This is a genomic window from Lysobacter silvisoli, assembly GCF_003382365.1.
Lineage (GTDB): Bacteria > Pseudomonadota > Gammaproteobacteria > Xanthomonadales > Xanthomonadaceae > Lysobacter > Lysobacter silvisoli.
This window is the reverse complement of sequence record NZ_QTSU01000001.1, coordinates 256534-273207: the sequence shown is the minus strand read 5'-3', so window position 1 is coordinate 273207 and position 16674 is coordinate 256534. Positions and strand designations below refer to the sequence as shown.

17 protein-coding genes are annotated in these 16674 nt (G+C 69.7%); 11 read left to right on the top strand and 6 right to left on the bottom strand.

Annotation, left to right across the window (positions count from 1 at the left end; translation table 11 throughout):
* Positions 1 to 277: 277 nt before the first annotated feature.
* The 3 genes from tesB to DX914_RS01265 all read left to right on the top strand — a co-directional run bounded on the left by tesB (position 278) and on the right by DX914_RS01265 (position 3230).
* Positions 278 to 1177: an acyl-CoA thioesterase II gene (gene tesB, locus DX914_RS01275; protein WP_115857271.1), complete on the top strand. Its 900-nt coding sequence runs from the start codon at positions 278 to 280 to the stop codon at positions 1175 to 1177.
* Between the two features lies 1 nt (position 1178).
* A complete protein-coding gene (locus tag DX914_RS01270) occupies positions 1179 to 2015 on the top strand; it encodes a hypothetical protein (protein WP_115857270.1) in 837 nt (278 codons plus the stop codon).
* 69 nt (positions 2016 to 2084) lie between these two features.
* On the top strand, positions 2085 to 3230 hold the full coding sequence (locus DX914_RS01265) for an RNA polymerase sigma factor (protein ID WP_115857269.1): 1146 nt from the start codon (positions 2085 to 2087) through the stop codon (positions 3228 to 3230).
* Positions 3231 to 3865: 635 nt separating this feature from the next.
* On the opposite strand, the gene DX914_RS01260 is transcribed toward DX914_RS01265, so the two are convergent.
* Positions 3866 to 4504: an EF-hand domain-containing protein gene (locus tag DX914_RS01260; RefSeq protein WP_115857268.1), complete on the bottom strand. Its 639-nt coding sequence runs from the start codon at positions 4502 to 4504 to the stop codon at positions 3866 to 3868.
* Positions 4505 to 4644: 140 nt separating this feature from the next.
* Here DX914_RS01260 and DX914_RS01255 point away from each other — a divergent pair, with 140 nt between their 5' ends.
* The 5 genes from DX914_RS01255 to DX914_RS01235 all read left to right on the top strand — a co-directional run bounded on the left by DX914_RS01255 (position 4645) and on the right by DX914_RS01235 (position 9521).
* Positions 4645 to 5385, top strand: coding sequence for an arginyltransferase (locus DX914_RS01255; protein WP_115857267.1), 741 nt, complete (start codon positions 4645 to 4647; stop codon positions 5383 to 5385).
* A gap of 117 nt (positions 5386 to 5502) precedes the next feature.
* Entirely contained in the window at positions 5503 to 5832 is a 330-nt protein-coding gene (locus tag DX914_RS01250; RefSeq protein WP_115857266.1) for a hypothetical protein, read from the top strand.
* Between the two features lie 206 nt (positions 5833 to 6038).
* The gene (locus DX914_RS01245) at positions 6039 to 6479 is read left to right on the top strand and encodes a hypothetical protein (protein ID WP_115857265.1); all 441 of its coding nucleotides are present in this window, start codon (positions 6039 to 6041) and stop codon (positions 6477 to 6479) included.
* A gap of 87 nt (positions 6480 to 6566) precedes the next feature.
* Positions 6567 to 7784 carry an endonuclease/exonuclease/phosphatase family protein gene (locus tag DX914_RS01240; RefSeq protein WP_115857264.1) on the top strand — a complete coding sequence of 406 codons (1218 nt, stop codon included), beginning with the start codon at positions 6567 to 6569 and terminating at the stop codon, positions 7782 to 7784.
* A 657-nt stretch (positions 7785 to 8441) separates the two neighbouring features.
* A complete protein-coding gene (locus DX914_RS01235; RefSeq protein WP_158549168.1) occupies positions 8442 to 9521 on the top strand; it encodes an acyltransferase family protein in 1080 nt (359 codons plus the stop codon).
* Positions 9522 to 9584: 63 nt separating this feature from the next.
* Here the strand turns inward: DX914_RS01235 and DX914_RS01230 are convergent, their stop codons facing one another.
* The 5 genes from DX914_RS01230 to DX914_RS01210 form a co-directional block, all read right to left on the bottom strand.
* A complete protein-coding gene (locus tag DX914_RS01230; protein ID WP_115859084.1) occupies positions 9585 to 10259 on the bottom strand; it encodes a DNA-3-methyladenine glycosylase family protein in 675 nt (224 codons plus the stop codon).
* A gap of 2 nt (positions 10260 to 10261) precedes the next feature.
* Positions 10262 to 10630: a DUF423 domain-containing protein gene (locus DX914_RS01225; RefSeq protein ID WP_115857262.1), complete on the bottom strand. Its 369-nt coding sequence runs from the start codon at positions 10628 to 10630 to the stop codon at positions 10262 to 10264.
* A gap of 236 nt (positions 10631 to 10866) precedes the next feature.
* Positions 10867 to 11943: a polyketide cyclase gene (locus tag DX914_RS01220; protein WP_115857261.1), complete on the bottom strand. Its 1077-nt coding sequence runs from the start codon at positions 11941 to 11943 to the stop codon at positions 10867 to 10869.
* Positions 11944 to 12325: 382 nt separating this feature from the next.
* A complete protein-coding gene (locus DX914_RS01215) occupies positions 12326 to 13003 on the bottom strand; it encodes a response regulator (protein WP_115857260.1) in 678 nt (225 codons plus the stop codon).
* Positions 13000 to 14205, bottom strand: coding sequence for a sensor histidine kinase (locus DX914_RS01210; RefSeq protein ID WP_115857259.1), 1206 nt, complete (start codon positions 14203 to 14205; stop codon positions 13000 to 13002). The genes DX914_RS01215 and DX914_RS01210 overlap by 4 nt, the downstream gene beginning before the upstream one ends.
* Before the next feature lie 263 nt (positions 14206 to 14468).
* Between DX914_RS01210 and DX914_RS01205 the strand changes: the two genes are divergently transcribed.
* The 3 genes from DX914_RS01205 to minD are packed head-to-tail and all read left to right on the top strand — an operon-like array spanning position 14469 to position 16674.
* On the top strand, positions 14469 to 15083 hold the full coding sequence (locus tag DX914_RS01205) for a GNAT family N-acetyltransferase (RefSeq protein ID WP_115857258.1): 615 nt from the start codon (positions 14469 to 14471) through the stop codon (positions 15081 to 15083).
* Positions 15080 to 15838: a septum site-determining protein MinC gene (minC, locus tag DX914_RS01200; protein ID WP_231118095.1), complete on the top strand. Its 759-nt coding sequence runs from the start codon at positions 15080 to 15082 to the stop codon at positions 15836 to 15838. Before DX914_RS01205 ends, minC begins: the two co-directional genes overlap by 4 nt.
* Positions 15839 to 15864: 26 nt before the next feature.
* The gene (gene minD, locus DX914_RS01195) at positions 15865 to 16674 is read left to right on the top strand and encodes a septum site-determining protein MinD (protein ID WP_115857257.1); all 810 of its coding nucleotides are present in this window, start codon (positions 15865 to 15867) and stop codon (positions 16672 to 16674) included.

Genomic DNA, 16674 nt, shown 5'->3' with positions numbered 1-16674 from the left:
TGGGATGGTGTGCGCGTCCAACGCCGGCAGTCTGATCGCAGACTCCGGCGTTGCCGCCAACAAGGTCTACCCGATCGATTCGGATCCCTGCCGCATCGGGCTCCCTACCTGCCCATCGCTCCCTGCGCGCGCGATAAGCGCGCGACGGGCCGCCTCAGCGGCCTTCGAGCGCGCCCCTCGCCCGCCCGAACCCGCGGCACCGGTCCGCGGAGCTGCGGCATCGGCCGCGATCTGCCCTTCGCTATACTGACGGCTCAGTCACGCTTCGAATGCCTCGATGCCTTCCTCCCCCGTCTCCGAACTGATCGAACTGCTGTCGCTGGAGCGGCTGGAGGACAACCTGTTCCGCGGCCAGAGCCGCGACATCGGCACCAAGTACGTGTTCGGCGGCCAGGTGCTGGGGCAGGCGCTGTCGGCCGCGCAGGCCACCCTGGAAGCGCCGCGCACCGCGCATTCGCTGCACGCCTACTTCCTCAAGGCCGGCGACATCGAAGCGCCCATCGTCTACCAGGCCGACCGCACCCGCGACGGCGGCAGTTTCTCGGTGCGCCGGGTCACCGCGATCCAGCACGGCCAGCCGATCTTCTTCCTGGCCGCCTCGTTCCAGAAGGAGGAAGAAGGCGGCGAGCACCAGCTGTCGATGCCGGAAGTGCCCAAGCCCGAGGACCTGGACGCCGCGCCCGCGGTGCCGCCGGAAGTGATGGCCACGCTGCCGACCAAGATCCAGCGCTGGCTGACGCGGCAGGGCCCGTTCGAGTTCCGCCACGTCTACCCGCGCGACGAGCTCAACCCGCCCAAGCGCCCGCCCTATCAGCAGGTCTGGTTCCGGCTGAGCGAAACCGTGGGCGACGCGCCCGAGCTGCACCGCGCGCTGCTGGCCTACGCCTCGGACTTCCACCTGCTGGGCACGGCGACCTTCCCGCACGGCATCAGCTACTACCAGCCCAACGTGCAGATGGCCTCGCTGGACCACGCGCTGTGGTTCCACCGCCCGTTCCGCGCCGACGACTGGCTGCTGTATTCCATCGACAGCCCCAGCGCCCAGGGCGGGCGCGGCCTGGCGCGCGGGCAGATCTACGACCGCCACGGCCACCTGGTGGCCAGCACCGCCCAGGAAGGCCTGATCCGTGTAGTCAAGGACGCTGCCGCCGCCAAGCACGTGCCGTCCAAGGACTGAGATGAGACAGGTATTTTCCAGCGCGCGCCTTGAGAACGTCGAAGCCGTGGCCAAGATGCTGCGCGAGGCGCAGATCGAAGTGCGCATCAGCAACGACCGCTCCTACAAGGGCAAGCGCCGCAGCGGCTTCAGCTACAGCGACCAGGAATCGGCCAAGCCCGCGGTGTGGGTGGTGAAGTCCGACGACCAGGTGCGCGCGCGCGAAATCCTGCGCGAGGCCGGCCTGATCGATTCCACACGCGGCGGCGAAGGCTTCGCCGCGATGAGCTTCCGCCCGGCCGAACAACTCGCGCCCGCGCGCACGCCGGCGCAGAAGCGCGCGTTCCGGATCAAGCTGGCGCTGATCGGCGGCATCGCCGTGGTGCTGGCGCTGGCCATCGTGCGCTCGCTCAGCCAGGACCCGGCCAGCGCCGCGCTGGCCAAGCATCCGCTGGACGGCAGCACCGCGCCGATCCCGCAACCGCTGGCCGCGACCGTGTTCCTGCACGAACTGGCCAAGGCCGCGCCGATCGACACGGTGTGCCTGTCCATCGACGGCAAGGATCCGTCCAAGGCGTTGCTCGACGGGCTGCAGGCGCAGCTGCGCGGCCGTCGCCTGGCGCCGGCCTCCGAGTGCGTGCGCAACCCCGACGAGGAAACCGGCAGCGTGCATCGCGCCTCCGGCCACCCCGCTCTGCTGGCCGACGTACGCGCGTTCAAGCCCAGCGCCCGCGACGCCGGGACCATCCAGTACGAGGGCTACCACCACCGCATGTCGGCGTCCTACAAGACCCTGGAAGTGAAGTCGGTGGACGGCGACTGGCAGGTGGTGCGCACCGTGCGCCACGTGGCGATGTAGGCCGGCGGCGGTCGGTCACATCGGGCACGCCCGCGCGTCTGGGAGCAAGACCCCATCGCCGCCATCGCCATGACCGCCGACGCCCTCACCGCCGCCATCCACGCCGAACTGCCCGCCGCCGCGGCCGGCGACCGCGCCGCCTACTCGCGCATCGTCGCCCTGTGCCAGAACTCGGTCACCGCCATCGCCCTGGCGATCGTGCGCGACGTGCCGGCCAGCGAGGACATCGCCCAGGAAGCCTTCCTCAGCGCCTGGCAGAACCTGCGCCGGCTGCAGAGCCCGGCCAGCTTCCTGCCGTGGCTGCGCCAGATCACCCGCAACCTGGCCCGCGACCACCTGCGTGCGCGCAAGCGCGCGCCGCGCGGCGTGGACGACGTGGACGCGGCGATCGAAGCCGCGGCCGATCCGCAGCCCACGCCCTGCGAGCGCCTGCTCGACGACGAGCGCCAACGCGCCGCGGCCGAGTTGATCTCGGCCCTGCCCGACGACAGCCGCGAGGTGCTGCTGCTGTATTACCGCGAGGGCCAGAGTTCGCAACAGGTCGCCGCGCTGCTGGGCCTGAGCGACGCGGCGGTGCGCAAGCGCCTGTCGCGCGCGCGCGCCGCGGTGCGCGAGGAAATGCTCGCGCGCTTCGGCCGTTTCGCCCTGGACAGCGCGCCCTCGCTGGCCTTCACCAGTCTGGTCGCCACCGCGCTGACCGTGGCCAGCCCGCCGGCCGCGGCGGCGGGTCTGCTCGGCGCCGGCGCCGCGGCCGGCGGCAAGACCCTGGCGCAGGTGCTGCTGGGCGCGGCCGGCAGCATCGCCTTCGCCCTGGTCGCGGCGTTCGCCGGCATCTACCTGGGTTTGCGCAAGCAGCTCAAGGGCGCGATCGACGCCGCCGAGCGCTACGCGCTGATCCGCAGCGCGGTGATCTGCGCGCTGGTGTCCATCGCCTTCGTCGCCGCGCTGATGCTGATCGCGCACAGCGGCCGCGGCGGCTGGTGGCTGCCCACCGCGGCCACGCTGGCCTTCATCGGCGTGGTGATGTGGCAGACCCAAGTCACCCAGCCGCGCGCGCTGCGCCGGCGGCATGCGTTGGAAGCCGCGCGCGATCCGCTGGCGGCGGCACGGCAGCGGCGGCGCGAGCGCGTGCAGAGCTGGTTGGGATTGGTGGTCGGCGTGGGCTGCGGCCTGGGCGGTCTGGTGCTGGGCCTGATCGAATCCGGGCGCTTGTAGGTTCCCTCCCCGATCCGAATCCTGGTTCCGTCATTCCGACGAAAGCCGGAACCCATTTCGTTCCTGCTGGTCTTCCCCCTTTAAAAAAAATGGGGGGATTGAGGGGGATTTGCTCTTAGCTTCAAGCAACAGCAACAGCTTCCGTCCGCAAGCGGCCGGGTAACTTTCTTTTGATAAGCGTCAAAAGAAAGTTACCAAAGAAAAACGCTTCCCCAGAGCTCCCGTGCGAGAGCGTTGCGTGCGCGGGGATTTTCCGATCGGGCCTCCTGCCCGAGCGGAAAACGGTGCACGTCCTGTGCGCCGCCCTCTGGGTCTTCTATGTGCGTGGCTAGTTCGGTACCCGAGCGGGGATCAAGAGCATTCGCTGCGCTCATCCCCTCACCCTAGCCCTCTCCCGCAAGCGGGAGAGGGGATACATCCGACACCGCTTGCTGCTTTAGCCCCTCTCCCGTTTACGGGAGAGGGGTTGGGGTGAGGGCACGCGATACAACAAGTTGCGGCGCGATCGGCGCACAAATCCTTCGCGCAAAAAAAGACCCGTGCCGCGGGACGGCACGGGAATCTGGAGGGGCAAACTTTCCCTACCTGCTTACAACTGGGTGCAACGCCCGCCGGCCTGGCGACCGGCCAGAGATTCAGCGGCGCGACGGCTGACGCAGATCGTCGCGGGTCAGATAGCCGTCGCGGTCCTCGTCCATGAAGGCGAAGGCCTTGGCCAGATGCGGCATCTTTTCGCCCACTTCGGCCTTGCTGAGCTTGCCGTCGCGGTTGGCGTCGGCCTCGGCAAAGCGCTGGTCGAAACGCTTGGCGCGCTCGGCCTCGCGCTGCGGGCGCTGACTGTCGTGATAGGCGCGCAGTTCGCTGCGCACCAGGTAGCCGTCGCGGTTGCGGTCGATGGCGGCGAACTGGTCGCCCAGCTTGGGCAGCTTGGCCGCCTCGGCCATGCTCAGGCGGCCATCGCCGTCGGCATCGGCGCCGATCACGCCGCCCATGCCACCGTGGCGGCCGCCGTGGCCGCCGCGCTTGCCATGGCCGCCGCGCGCGGGGCGCTCATCGGCGCTGATCCGGCCGTCGCCGTTCTTGTCCAGGCGGTCGAAGGCCTGGGCCAGGCGCGGCGAGGCCGCGGCTTCGTTGCGGTCGATGGCGCCGTCCTGGTTGCTGTCCAGCGACGGGCGTCCGCCACGGCCTTCGCGGCCTTCGCCCTGCGGGGCGGCCAGGGCGGCGCCGGCAACGGCGGCCGCCAGCGCGGCCACGAGCAAGGTGGAACGTTTCATGCGTTGACTCCTGCGGGGGCGCCGGGGCGGCGCCGATGCAGGAATCAACGCCCGGGGCGGGCGGCGGTTGACACGCCCGTGGACGGAAACGTGAACGCCGCGCCAGCACCGCCGCGCGGAGACGGCGCTATGCTGCCCCCATGGGCACCCAACCGCAGCCGGACAGCGAGGACCTGCGCCTGTTCCACACCGGCGAGCACGCCTGCGGCTACTGGCCGGAGCGCGTGGCCCGCGACCTGGTGCTGGACCCGCGCGATCCGCGCCTGCGCGCCTGGTACCCGCACGCCCTGGGCTGGGGTTTCCGCCGCTCCGGGGACATCGTCTACCGCCCGCACTGCGGCGCCTGCCGCGCCTGTGTCGCGGTGCGCATACCGGTGGACCGCTTCCGCCCCGACCGCAGCCAGCGCCGCTGCATGGCGCGCAACGCACGCGTGGAGATGCGCGTGCGTCCGGCCGAACGCAGCGAGGAACACCTGGCCCTGTACCGCCGCTACCTGGCCTCGCGCCACGCTGGCGGCGGCATGGACGGACACGGCGCGGCCGAGTTCGACCAGTTCCTGATCGGCAGCTGGAGCGAAGGCCGTTTCCTGGAATTGCGCGAAGACAAGCGCCTGCTCGCGGTGGCGGTGACCGACGTGGTCGAGACCGCGTTGTCGGCGGTGTACACCTTCTACGAACCCGAACTGGCCGATCGCGGCCTGGGCACGCTGGGCATCCTGCGTCAGATCGAATGGGCACGGCGCGAACGGCGCGAGCATCTGTACCTGGGTTACTGGATCGCCGGCCATCCGAAGATGGACTACAAGCGCCGCTACCGTCCGCTGGAAGCCTTCGATGGCCACCACTGGCGCGACATGGACGACGACTTCATCAATCTGTAACCGGCGTCGCATACAAAGACGGCGATTTCGGAACCGACGCGCGCGCAGCGATGGCCGGGCCGGATGCACGACGCGGCGACGGACCCCGCGCCCCTCGACTCCCTCCGAACCGACGCCATGACCTCCCACGCCTGGACCCTGGCCGCGCTCGCGGCCGCCTGCCTGACCCTGACCGCCTGCTCTTCCGCCAGCGGCAGCGGCGGCAAAGTCGACGACGCCATCGGCATCGTGCAGTGCGACGACTACCTGAGCAAAGTCGCCGCCTGCCTCAACGACAAGGTGCCCGAAGCGCAGCGCGCGGCGCTGCGCGCGAACATTTCGCAGCAGTACGACAGCTGGAAGGAAGCCACCGCCAACCCCACCCACCGCGCCGCGCTGCCGCAGGCCTGCGCCATCGCCCAGGAACAGGCGCGCGAGGAATACGCGGGTTTCGGCTGCGCGATGTAGCTCGCGCAAGACCGCACCGCAGCGCAGCATGCTGGCCGCGATCGGTCGGCAACGGGTGCCTTAGGAGGCCGGGCTTTACGAGGTGCTAACACGATCCGCGCCGGACTCGTGTACCTAGTGCCCGTCGCGTTCCACTGACGCGACGGAGTCGGCACTGTGTTCGGCATGGAGCCGCCGCCTACCACTCATCTCAACGGGGAATACCGATGAAGCACACCGCTCTGATCCTGGCCGCCGCCGCGACCCTGGCCCTGGCCGCCTGCACCAAGCCTGCGGACAAGCCGGCCGACGGCGCCGCTCCGGCCGCCACGACCGATGCGCCTGCCGCCACCACCGACGCACCCGCCGCTACCGATCCGGCCGCCGCCGCGCCGGCCGCCACCGATCCGGCCGCCGCTCCCGTGGCCGCCGCCGACAGCGTCGGCATCCCCGAGTGCGACGACTATCTGAACAAGGTCTCCGCCTGCCTCAACGACAAGGTCCCGGCCGACCAGCGCGCCATGTTCCAGAGCGGCTTGGACAGCAGCCGCGCCATGTGGAAGCAGGCGGCCGCCAACCCGGCCAGCAAGGCCAGCCTGGCCCAGGCCTGCAAGACCACGATGGAACAGGCCAAGGCCCAGTACACCTCGTTCGGCTGCGCGTTCTAAGCGCCTCCGCCGCGAGCCCCGACGCCCCGGTCCGCCGGGGCGTTTTCGTTTGCGCGGCCTGTCACTCGCGCATGCGATCATCGCGCGATGCGAACCTCCCTGACCTTGCTGGCCACCGCGCTGCTCGCCCTCACCGCCTGCGTGCGCGTGCAGGTGCACGGCGATCCGGCCGCGCTCGCCGCCGATACTCCCGTGCGCATCGCCACCTACAACACTTCGCTGTACGACGACGCCGACCAGGGCCTGATCCGGCGCCTGGAAGCCGGGGACGACGGCGCGCGCAAGATCGCCGCGGTGCTGCAGCGCGTGCGCCCGGACGTGGTGCTGCTCAACGAATTCGATTACGACGCCGACGGCCGCGCCGCCGAACTGTTCCAACGCCGCTATCTGGACGTGCCGCAGCACGGCGGCGAACCGCTGCGTTACGCGTATCGCTACTACGCCCCGGTCAACACCGGCGTGCCCAGCGGCCTGGACCTGGACCGCGACGGACGCGTCGGCGGCGAAGGCCGCGCGCGCGGCAACGACGCCTGGGGGTACGGCCTGCACCCGGGCCAGTACGGCATGTTGCTGCTGTCGCGCTACCCCATCGACGCGGCGCAGGTGCGCAGCTTCCAGCAGTTCAAATGGAGCGCCCTGCCCGGCGCGCGCGTACCGCGCGCTCCTAGCAAGCAAGACCCGGCCAGCGGCGCGGCCTGGTATCCGCCGGCGGTGTGGTCGCAGCTGCGGCTGTCGTCCAAGTCGCATTGGGACGTGCCGGTGCGCACGCCGCTGGGCGTGGTCCACATGCTGGTCTCGCATCCCACGCCGCCGGTGTTCGACGGCCCCGAAGACCGCAACGGCGCGCGCAACCACGACGAGATCCGCCTGTGGGCCGAGTATCTCTCGGCCGGCGAACGCCCCTGGCTGTGCGACGACGCCGGCCGCTGCGGCGGCCTGGCCGCCGACGCCGCCTTCGTGATCCTGGGCGACATGAACGCCGATCCGGTCGACGGCGACGGCGCGCCAGGCGCGATCGCGCAACTGCTGCAGCACCCGCGCGTGAACGACGCGCCGGCCCCGCGCAGCGCCGGCGCGCCGCAGCGCGCGGCCGACTACGGCCTGCCCCGCCGCGGCGACACCGCCACCCACACCGGCGACTTCGGCCCCAAGGCCGGCACCCTGCGCCTGGACTACGTGCTGCCCTCGCGCAACCTGCGCTTGCGCGACTCCGGAGTGTTCTGGCCGGCGCGCGAGAGCGCCGACGCGGCGATCGCCGATGGCAGCGACCATCATTTGGTGTGGGTGGACTTGGGCGGGGGTTGATGCGCGCCATCGCTGCGCACGCGCGCCGCGACTTGCGGCCCCGCGCGCCACCCCAACCCCTCTCCCGCAAGCGGGAGAGGGGCTAAAAGCACGAGCGGCGGCGTCGGATGTGTTCCCTCTCCCGCCTGCGGGAGAGGGCTAGGGTGAGGGGATGAGCGCAGCGCGCGAATGCTCTTGATCCTCGCTCGGGCATCGAACTCGCAGTCCGAATCGTAGACCCGTAGGGCGGCGCACAGGAGGTGCGCCGTTTTCCGCTGGCACAGGGATGTGCCATCGAAAAATCCCGGCGCACGCTCCGATCTCGCAGGGAAGCTCTGGGGAAGCGTTTTTCTTTGGTTACTTTCTTTTGACGCTTATCAAAAGAAAGTGACCCGGCCGCTTGCGGACGGAAGCTGTTGCTGTTGCTTCGACCAACACACCCAAACACCTTCGCGAGTTCGGAGCGGATCGCGTCTCACGCCGCTCCTACAGAAAGCGCATCCCACACAGACCGCAGCATTCGTCGTAGTTGCGGGTTCGCGGTCGCAGCTTGCGCAGCTCCTACAGGGGTGGGCGTGGCTTTCGTGGTGGATGAAGATCGCGGTCGCGGCCGACGCCGCTCCTAGCCCAAGGCGGGCGCTTGGGGCAACTGCGCGGGAAACGGGCACAATGCCCGCCATGACCCCGCGTACCCTCGCCAACGGCCACGCCCAAAGCCGCAACAACTTCAACCTGATCCGCCTGATCGCCGCCTGGCTGGTGATCTACGGCCATGCCTACCCCATCACCGGCAGCGGCGAACAGGACCTGTTGCTGCAGCTGGTGCACATCAAGTTCGCCGGCGGCATCGCCGTGGACATGTTCTTCGTCATCAGCGGCTTCCTGATCGCCGCCAGCCTGGAGCGCAACCGCCTGCCCGCCTACCTGGCCGCGCGCGCGCTGCGCATCTTCCCTGCCCTGCTGGTGTGCGTGCTGCTGTCGGTGTTCGTGCTCGGACCGCTGCTGACCACCGCCGCCGACTACTGGAACTCGCCGCAGACCTGGAAATACCTCAAGGCCAACGCCCTGCTCAGCCGCAACACCCAGTACTTCCTGCCGGGCATGTTCGAAGGCCAGCCCAGCCAGGCGATCAACGGCTCGCTGTGGTCGCTGCCGATCGAAGTGCGGCTGTACCTGTGGCTGGCCCTGTTCGCGCTGCTGCGGCTGTTCACCCCGCTGCGCTTCAACCTGGTGTGCGTGATCCTGCTGATCGCCGGCGTGGTGTCCTACGGCGGCAAGGAACTCACCCCGGAGAAGTCGAACTTCCTCTACTGCACCGCTTACTTCCTGGTCGGCAGCCTGGCCTGGCACAACCGCCAGCGCGTGCCGCTGCGCTGGTGGCTGCTGGGCCTGTTGCTGGCGGTGGCGGCGCTGATGCGCGACCGGCCCTACTACTTCCTGGCCTACTTCGCCGCGCTCAGCTACACCACCTTGTTCCTGGCCTTCGTGCCCAAGCTGCCGCAGATCCGCCACACCGACCTGTCGTACGGTCTGTACCTCTACGGCTGGCCGGCGCAGCAACTGGTGCAATACCTCGCGCCCGGCACCGGCCCGCTGGCGAACGTAGCCTGGGCCACCGCGCTGGCCGGCGCGCTGGCGGCGCTGTCGTGGTACCTGGTCGAACGCCCGGCGCTGCGCCTGAAGCCGCGCTTCGGCGCGCGCACCGATCCGCACGCACCGACCGCACCGGAGCCGCTGCCGGCGGCGCAAACGTCATGAGACGGGAACGACGCTGTCGTTGATCTCGATGCCTGCGCCGAACGTAGGGCTAACCGCAGTCGCTCAATCCTGCGAACGCTTGGTCTCGCTCTTCGCCGCGCCCGCCCAATCCGCGATCTTCCACAGGTACAGGCTCGCGTAGGTGCGGTACGGCCCCCAGCGCTCGCCGGTTTCGGCCAACACTTTGGGTGCGGGCATTTCCTCCAGCCGGTCCACCGCCTGCGCGCCCTTGCGGATGCCCAGGTCGTCCACCGGCAGCACATCGGCGCGGCCCAGGCGGAACATCAGCATCATCTCCACGGTCCAGCGGCCGATGCCGCGCACCGGCACCAGCGCGGCGATGATCGCGTCGTTGTCCATCGTGCTCATGCGGCGCAGGTCGGGGATCTCGCCGCGCGACTCGCGCGCGGCCAGGTCGCGCAGCGCCAGCAGCTTGTTGCCGGACACGCCGCAGGCGCGGATCGTGGCGTCGTCGCAGCGCGCCAGGGTGTCGCAGTGGAAACGGTCGCTGGCGATGGCGGTCTCGACCCGGCCGACGATGGTGGCCGCGGCCTTGCCGCTGAGCTGCTGGTACAGGATCGCGCGCGCCAGCGCGTCCACCGGGTCGAAGGACTTGCGCCAGCGCGGATCGGGCGCGATCCGGCCGATCTTCTTCATCCATGCGCCCAGCTTGCGGTCGCGCTGGCTCAGGTGCACGTAGGCGGCCTGGGTGTCGAAGCCGCGGGCGTGGCGCGGCATGCTCAGCGCCTCGCCGCGGCGGCCGCGTACAGCAGCCACGACAGGATCATCAGGCTGCCGCCGTAAGGCAGCAGGCGGGTGGAGGTGGCGAAGAAATGGGCCGAAGCCAATCCGCCGGAGAACAGCAGCACGCCCAGCAGCAGGCCGATCAGGGCGACGCGCGCCAACCGCCGCGCGGCCTGCGGCGCCAGCGCGGCCAGGGCCACGCCGTGGCCGAAGGCGAACACCGCGGCGGTCTGCAGGCGCGACTGCGCGAGCGCGTCGGCCACGTGCGCGGCGTACGCCGACAGCGCCACCGCGGCGGCGGCCAGGATCGCGCCGGCGACGGCCAATGCGCGCGCGGCGGGAGGATTCGGGGAAAGCGGCGTCATGGTCGGGTCCGATCGTGCGTGGCCGCACGATAACAGGCGCGCCGCGCGCCGCAAGCGCCGGTCGCGGGATTTCGCCGGCGCTCGAATCGCGGCTCACGCCGCTCCCACACCGGTCTTGCCGGTCGGCCGCTGTGGGAGCGGCGTGAGCCGCGATTGCCTCGGCCTTCTTGCGATGCGCAAAAAAAAACGCGCCGCGGAATCCGCGGCGCGTTTCGTAACGATCCTGTCTGGACGGCTTACTGCTTGATGGTCCAGTACACGTCGTAGTCGCCCTCTTCCGTGAAGCCCTTCTCGACGCCGGCCTTCCAGGTTTCGTACGGGCGGTCGATGGTCTCGGTGCCCTGGGTCATCGACCAGGCGCGCAGCGCGTCGCGGACCTTCGGCAGGTTGGCCATGTGGCCCTTGAACGGCACCGTGGCGACCTTGGCCGGGCCCAGGAACACGGCCTTGACCGGGCCCTCGAGCTTGACCTGCAGTTCGGTGGCCGGACCGGTCGCGCCGATCTTGCGCACCGGCTGGGCGACGTCGAACGAATAGGTCTCGGCGCCGAACTCGTTGGTGATGATGCGCATCGGACCGGCGGCTTCCAGGCCGTTGGCGGCCATCACCTTCTTGATCCACTCCATGTTGCTGTTCATCTGGCCCTGGACCTTGGCGTTGTCGCGGTCCACGGCGGCGGTGACGATCAGCAGGTTCTCGGCGTCGCGCTGGACGAACTTCGGCGCGTTGGCCGGGTTGTCCTTGCTCAGCTCGGCGTAGTCGTAGTTCGGCACCGAAGCCAGCATGGTCGACAGGCGCGCCAGGCCGAGCTTGATGTCCTCGCCCACGCTGCTGCTCACGTACAGGCCGGAGTAGCGGCCCAGCATGTTCCAGCCGTATTCGACGTCGTAGGTCTGGGTGACCTGGACGTTGCGGTTGTTGCGGCCGGTCGGACGCAGGGTGAACTCGGTGCGCTTGTTGCTGCCGCGCATCACGTCGTCGATCTTGTAGGCCACGCGCTTGCCCGGCTCGGACGCGGTGATCTCCCAGCTGCCGTCGCCCAGGCTCTTTTCCTTGGACGAGTACTCAAGACGCGCGCCGACGCCCGAGGTCGGGCCGACGAGCTTGAGCTGCATGTTGGGGTCCTTCATGACCAGCGGATTCCAATCCTTGAACCGCTGCAGGCTGTTCAAGGTGTCGAACACGATCGTCATCTTGCGGTTGGTCTCCACCGAGTGCGACAGGTGGCGGCTCGACGGCAGGACCACGCCGACGATCAGGAACAGCACGGCGACGATCGCCAAGGAAATCAAAAACTCGATAAGACGGGTCATTCAGGTTTCTCCAGGGCCGGGACCCGGGTCGGGCCGGGGCGCAGACCCACAATCGTATCAAGGAAGCCGCGGTCCGGGCAGTCATCCCGCGCAACCGACTTATCGTGGCAAGCGCCGGGGCTCGGAGGGGCGCAGACGCCCGCCGCATAAGGCTTTGCGGCACATACGGGCCGGTTCGGAGGACCGGGCATGGGCGGCAGCGCGGGGAAAATCGCAATTCGGGCCCATGGCGCAGCCCTGCCCCGCGAAAGTCCAAACCGTCGTTCCCGCGAACGCGGGAATGACGAGCACAAGGACCGGCACACGGACCTGCGCCGCGCGCCAATCGCCCCCCTGCCGCGAGCAGGTCGCGGCCCGGCGCGCGGCGCCAGGCCGGCCAGGCTCAGACCAGCTGCAGCTCGAAAGCCTTGAGCACCGCGCGGGTGCGGTCGCGCACGCCGAGCTTGGACAGGATGTTGGACACGTGGTTCTTGATCGTGCCCTCGGCCACGCCCAGCGAATTGGCGATCTCCTTGTTGGAGAAGCCGCCGGCCATGAGCCGCAGGATCTCGGTCTCGCGCTCGGTCAGCGGGTCCGGGCGGTCCAGGCTGACGAAATCGTTGCGCATGTGCTCCAGGCCCGACAGCAGCCGCTGGGTCACCGCCGGCTGCACCAGCGAGCCGCCGTCGGCCACGGTCTGGATCGCGCCCACCAGTTGCTCCAGCGACACGTCCTTGAGCAGATAGCCCTTGGCGCCGGCCTTGAGCCCGGCCAGCACCAGCTGATCGTCGTCGAAGGTGGTCAGGATGATGGTCGGCGGCAGGTTGCCGGCGCGGGCCAGCGCCTGCAGCGCTTCCAGGCCGGACATCACCGGCATGCGCATGTCCATCAGCACCACGTCCGGGCGCACCTGCGGCACGATTTCTACGGCCTGGCGGCCGTCGCCGGCCTCGGCCACCACTTCGATGCCTTCGGCCAGGGCCAGCAGCGAGCGCACGCCCTGGCGCACCAGGGTCTGGTCGTCGACCAGCAACACGCGGATCGCCTTGCCGGGCGGGGAATTGTCGGAGCTGGGGGTCATGCGGTGACTCCTTCACAAGCGGCGGCCGCGGCCGCCGAGGCCGGCAGGGTGAGGTGCAGGCAAAAGCCCGCGTCCGGCCGGGTTTCGATACGAAGATCGCCGCCGTGCTGGACCAGACGCTCGCGCATGCCGCGCAGTCCATTGCCGGAGACGGGATTGTCGGCGCCGCGGCCGTCGTCGCGCGCGTCCATCACGATGCAGTCGCGGTCGCGCCGGATCTGGATCTCGAGATGGCGCGCGCCGGCGTGGCGCACGGCGTTGGTGATGATTTCCTGGGTGCAGCGCATCAGCACGTGGGCGCGCTCGGGGTCGTCCAGGGTCAGCGGCGACTCGATGTCCATGCGGATGTCCAGCGCCGGCACGTTCTCGGCCAGCGGGCGCAGGGCCACGCCCAGGTCGATGGCGCCGTTCTCGCGCAGCTGGCTCACCGCCTCGCGCACGTCGGTCAGCAGCAGCCGGGCCAGGGTGTGGGCCTGCTGCACGTGCTCCTTGGCGCGGCCGTCGGAGAGGTGGCCGGCCACCTCCAGGTTCAGGCTCAGCGCGGTCAGGTGATGGCCGAGCAGGTCGTGCAGCTCGCGCGAGATGCGGGTGCGCTCGTTGATGCGCGCGCTCTCGGCCAGCAGCGCGCGGGTGGCGCGCAGTTCGGCGTTGAGCCGGCGCTGCTCCTCGCGCGCCTGGGTCTGCTGCAGCGCCACCAGCGCGGTCACGAACACGAAGCTGGAAAAGCCCATGTACAGCAGCGACTGCAGCACCGCCACCAGCGGCGGTATGTCCAGCGCCTGCACGAACACCGGGGTGATCGCCAGGTTGCCCACCAGCAGCCAGACGATGCCCACCCGCAGCGGCAGCATCCACGGCAGCAGGCCGGCGATGACCATGAACAGCACGCTGCCCAGGCCGGTGTTGGAGTAGTAGCTGACGCCGATCGCGCAGCCGGTCAGCACCAGCAGCAGCAGATGGTCGAAGGCGCCGGTCTGGCGCTCGCCCAGCGAGCGGGTGATCCACCAATAGACCACGCCGAAGGTCAGGTAGACCGCGACCCAGCGCAGCACCTGCAGGTAGACCGGCATCGGCGACTGGCCGGGCTCGAGCTGGAAATAGCTCGGATCCAGCCAGATCGACAGCAGCCAGCAGCCCAGCAGCGCCCAGGTGAACAGGCCCGCGTAACGCAGCAGTCGGGTATGGGTGAGGCGCGCCAGCATGAACGCATGCTAACGGCTGCACCGGGCCACCGGAGCCGTCCGAAAGTCATGGCCCCTGGCCGGGCGCTTTGCCGAACCTGGACAAATCCGTCCTGGTCTTGCCCGATCCCCGCACCGGCGGACCCGGCGCAACGCCGCGGCCTGCGCCCCCGAGCGGTCCAGCGCGGCGGTTTTTGGCCGGTCGCCCGGCGGGGGCGTCCATGCGATAATCGGCGATGCCGGCCACCGATTTCGTGGCCGGTTTGCGAATATTGGAGCCCGGAATGTCGATCGTCGTCCGCGACGTGCGCGAGCACGAGCTGGATTCCGTCCTTGCACTGAACAACGCCGCGGGCCCTGCGATCCTGCCGTTGGATGCGGCGCGACTGCGCCACTTCTACGACAGCGCCGAATATTTCCGCGTCGCCGAGCGCGACGGCACCATGGCCGGTTTCCTGATCGGCCTGGGCAGCCATTGCGAGCACGACAGCAGCAATTTCCGCTGGTTCCGCGAGCGCTATCCCGACTTCTTCTATATCGACCGCATCGTGGTCGCCAGCCGCCGCCGCGGCGGCGGCGTGGGCCGCGCGTTCTATGCCGACGCCCAGAGCTATGCCGAGCTGCGCTATCCGCAGCTGGCCTGCGAGGTGTTCCTGGAAGGCGGCAACGATCCGGCGCTGCTGTTCCACGGCAGCTTCGGCTTCCGCGAAGTGGGCCAGCACGTGATGGCCGAGGCCGACGTGCGCGCGGCCATGCTGATGAAACCGCTGTGCAGCTACCCCTGGGTGCGCGACACCTACGGCGAGCGCCTGCCCGACGAGCCCTGGCTCGCGCGTCCGCGCGTGGCCACGCCCGCGCACGGCACGCTGGCGCCGCGCCCGACGGGTACCTGCCCGTGAGCGTGGCGGTGGATTACGAACAGGCGGGCGAACTCAAGATCGGCCAGGTCGGCATCGCCAACCTGCGCGTGCGCAGCCTGGACGTGCCGCGTCTGGTCGAGGAAATGCGCGGCCGCGTGCAGCGCGCGCCCAAGCTGTTCGCGCGCGCCGCGGTGGTCATCGACTTCGGCGGCCTCAGCCGCACGCCCGACGCCAACGTCGCCCAGGCCCTGATCGACGGCCTGCGCGAAGCCGGCGTGCTGCCGGTGGCGCTGGCCTACGGCAGCAGCGAGACCGAACGCCTGGCCGAGGCCCTGGGCCTGCCCCTGCTGGCCAAGTTCCGCGCCCAGTACGAACGCGACGACGAAGCGCCGCCGGCGCCCGCCGCCGCGCCGCGCCGGGAAGCGCCCGCACCGGCCGCGGCCGCCGCGCCCGCCAAAACCGCCTCGCCCGGCCTGATCCAGTCCGCGCCGGTGCGCTCGGGCCAGCAGATCTACGCCGACAACCGCGACCTGACCGTGCTGACCGCGGTCGGCGCCGGCGCCGAGGTGATCGCCGACGGCTCGGTGCACATCTACGGCCCGCTGCGCGGACGCGCGCTGGCCGGTGCCCAGGGCAATGCCCAGGCGCGCATTTTCTGCCGCGAGTTCCATGCCGAACTCGTGGCCATCGCCGGCCACTACAAAGTGCTGGAAGACATCCCCAAGACCCTGCGCGGCAAGGCCGTGCAGGTCTGGCTCGAAGACGAACAGATCATGATCGCGGCCCTGGAGTGAGGGCCGCTCTTTAGGAGGAACACAACTTGGCCGAAATCATCGTAGTCACCTCGGGCAAGGGCGGCGTCGGCAAGACCACCACCAGCGCCAGCGTCGCCTGCGGGCTCGCACGCCGCGGCCACAAGGTCGCCGTCATCGACTTCGACGTCGGCTTGCGCAACCTGGACCTGATCATGGGTTGCGAACGCCGTGTGGTGTACGACTTCGTCAACGTCGTCAACGGCGAAGCCACGCTCAAGCAGTCGCTGATCAAGGACAAGCGCTTCGAAAACCTGTACGTGCTGGCTGCCTCGCAGACCCGCGACAAGGACGCGCTGACCAAGGAAGGCGTGCAGAAGGTGCTCGAAGACCTGGCCGCCGACGGCTTCGACTACATCGTGTGCGATTCCCCGGCCGGCATCGAGAAGGGCGCGTTCCTGGCCATGTACTTCGCCGACCAGGCGATCGTGGTGGTGAACCCGGAAGTGTCCTCGGTGCGCGACTCCGACCGCATCCTGGGCCTGCTGGCGTCCAAGACCCGCCGCGCCGAGAACGGCGAGCGCGTCAAGGAACATCTGCTGCTGACCCGCTACAGCCCCAAGCGCGTGGAAACCGGCGAGATGCTCAGCATCGGCGACGTCGAGGAAATCCTGGGCCTGAAGACCGTGGGCGTGATCCCCGAATCCAGCGATGTGCTCAACGCCTCCAACAAGGGCGAGCCGGTGATCCTGGAAACCGAGTCCGACGCCGCCCAGGCCTACGACGACGCGGTCGCGCGGCTGCTCGGCGACACCCGCCCGATGCGCTTCACGCAGGTGGAAAAGAAGGGCTTCTTCAGCAAGATCTTCGGAGGCTGA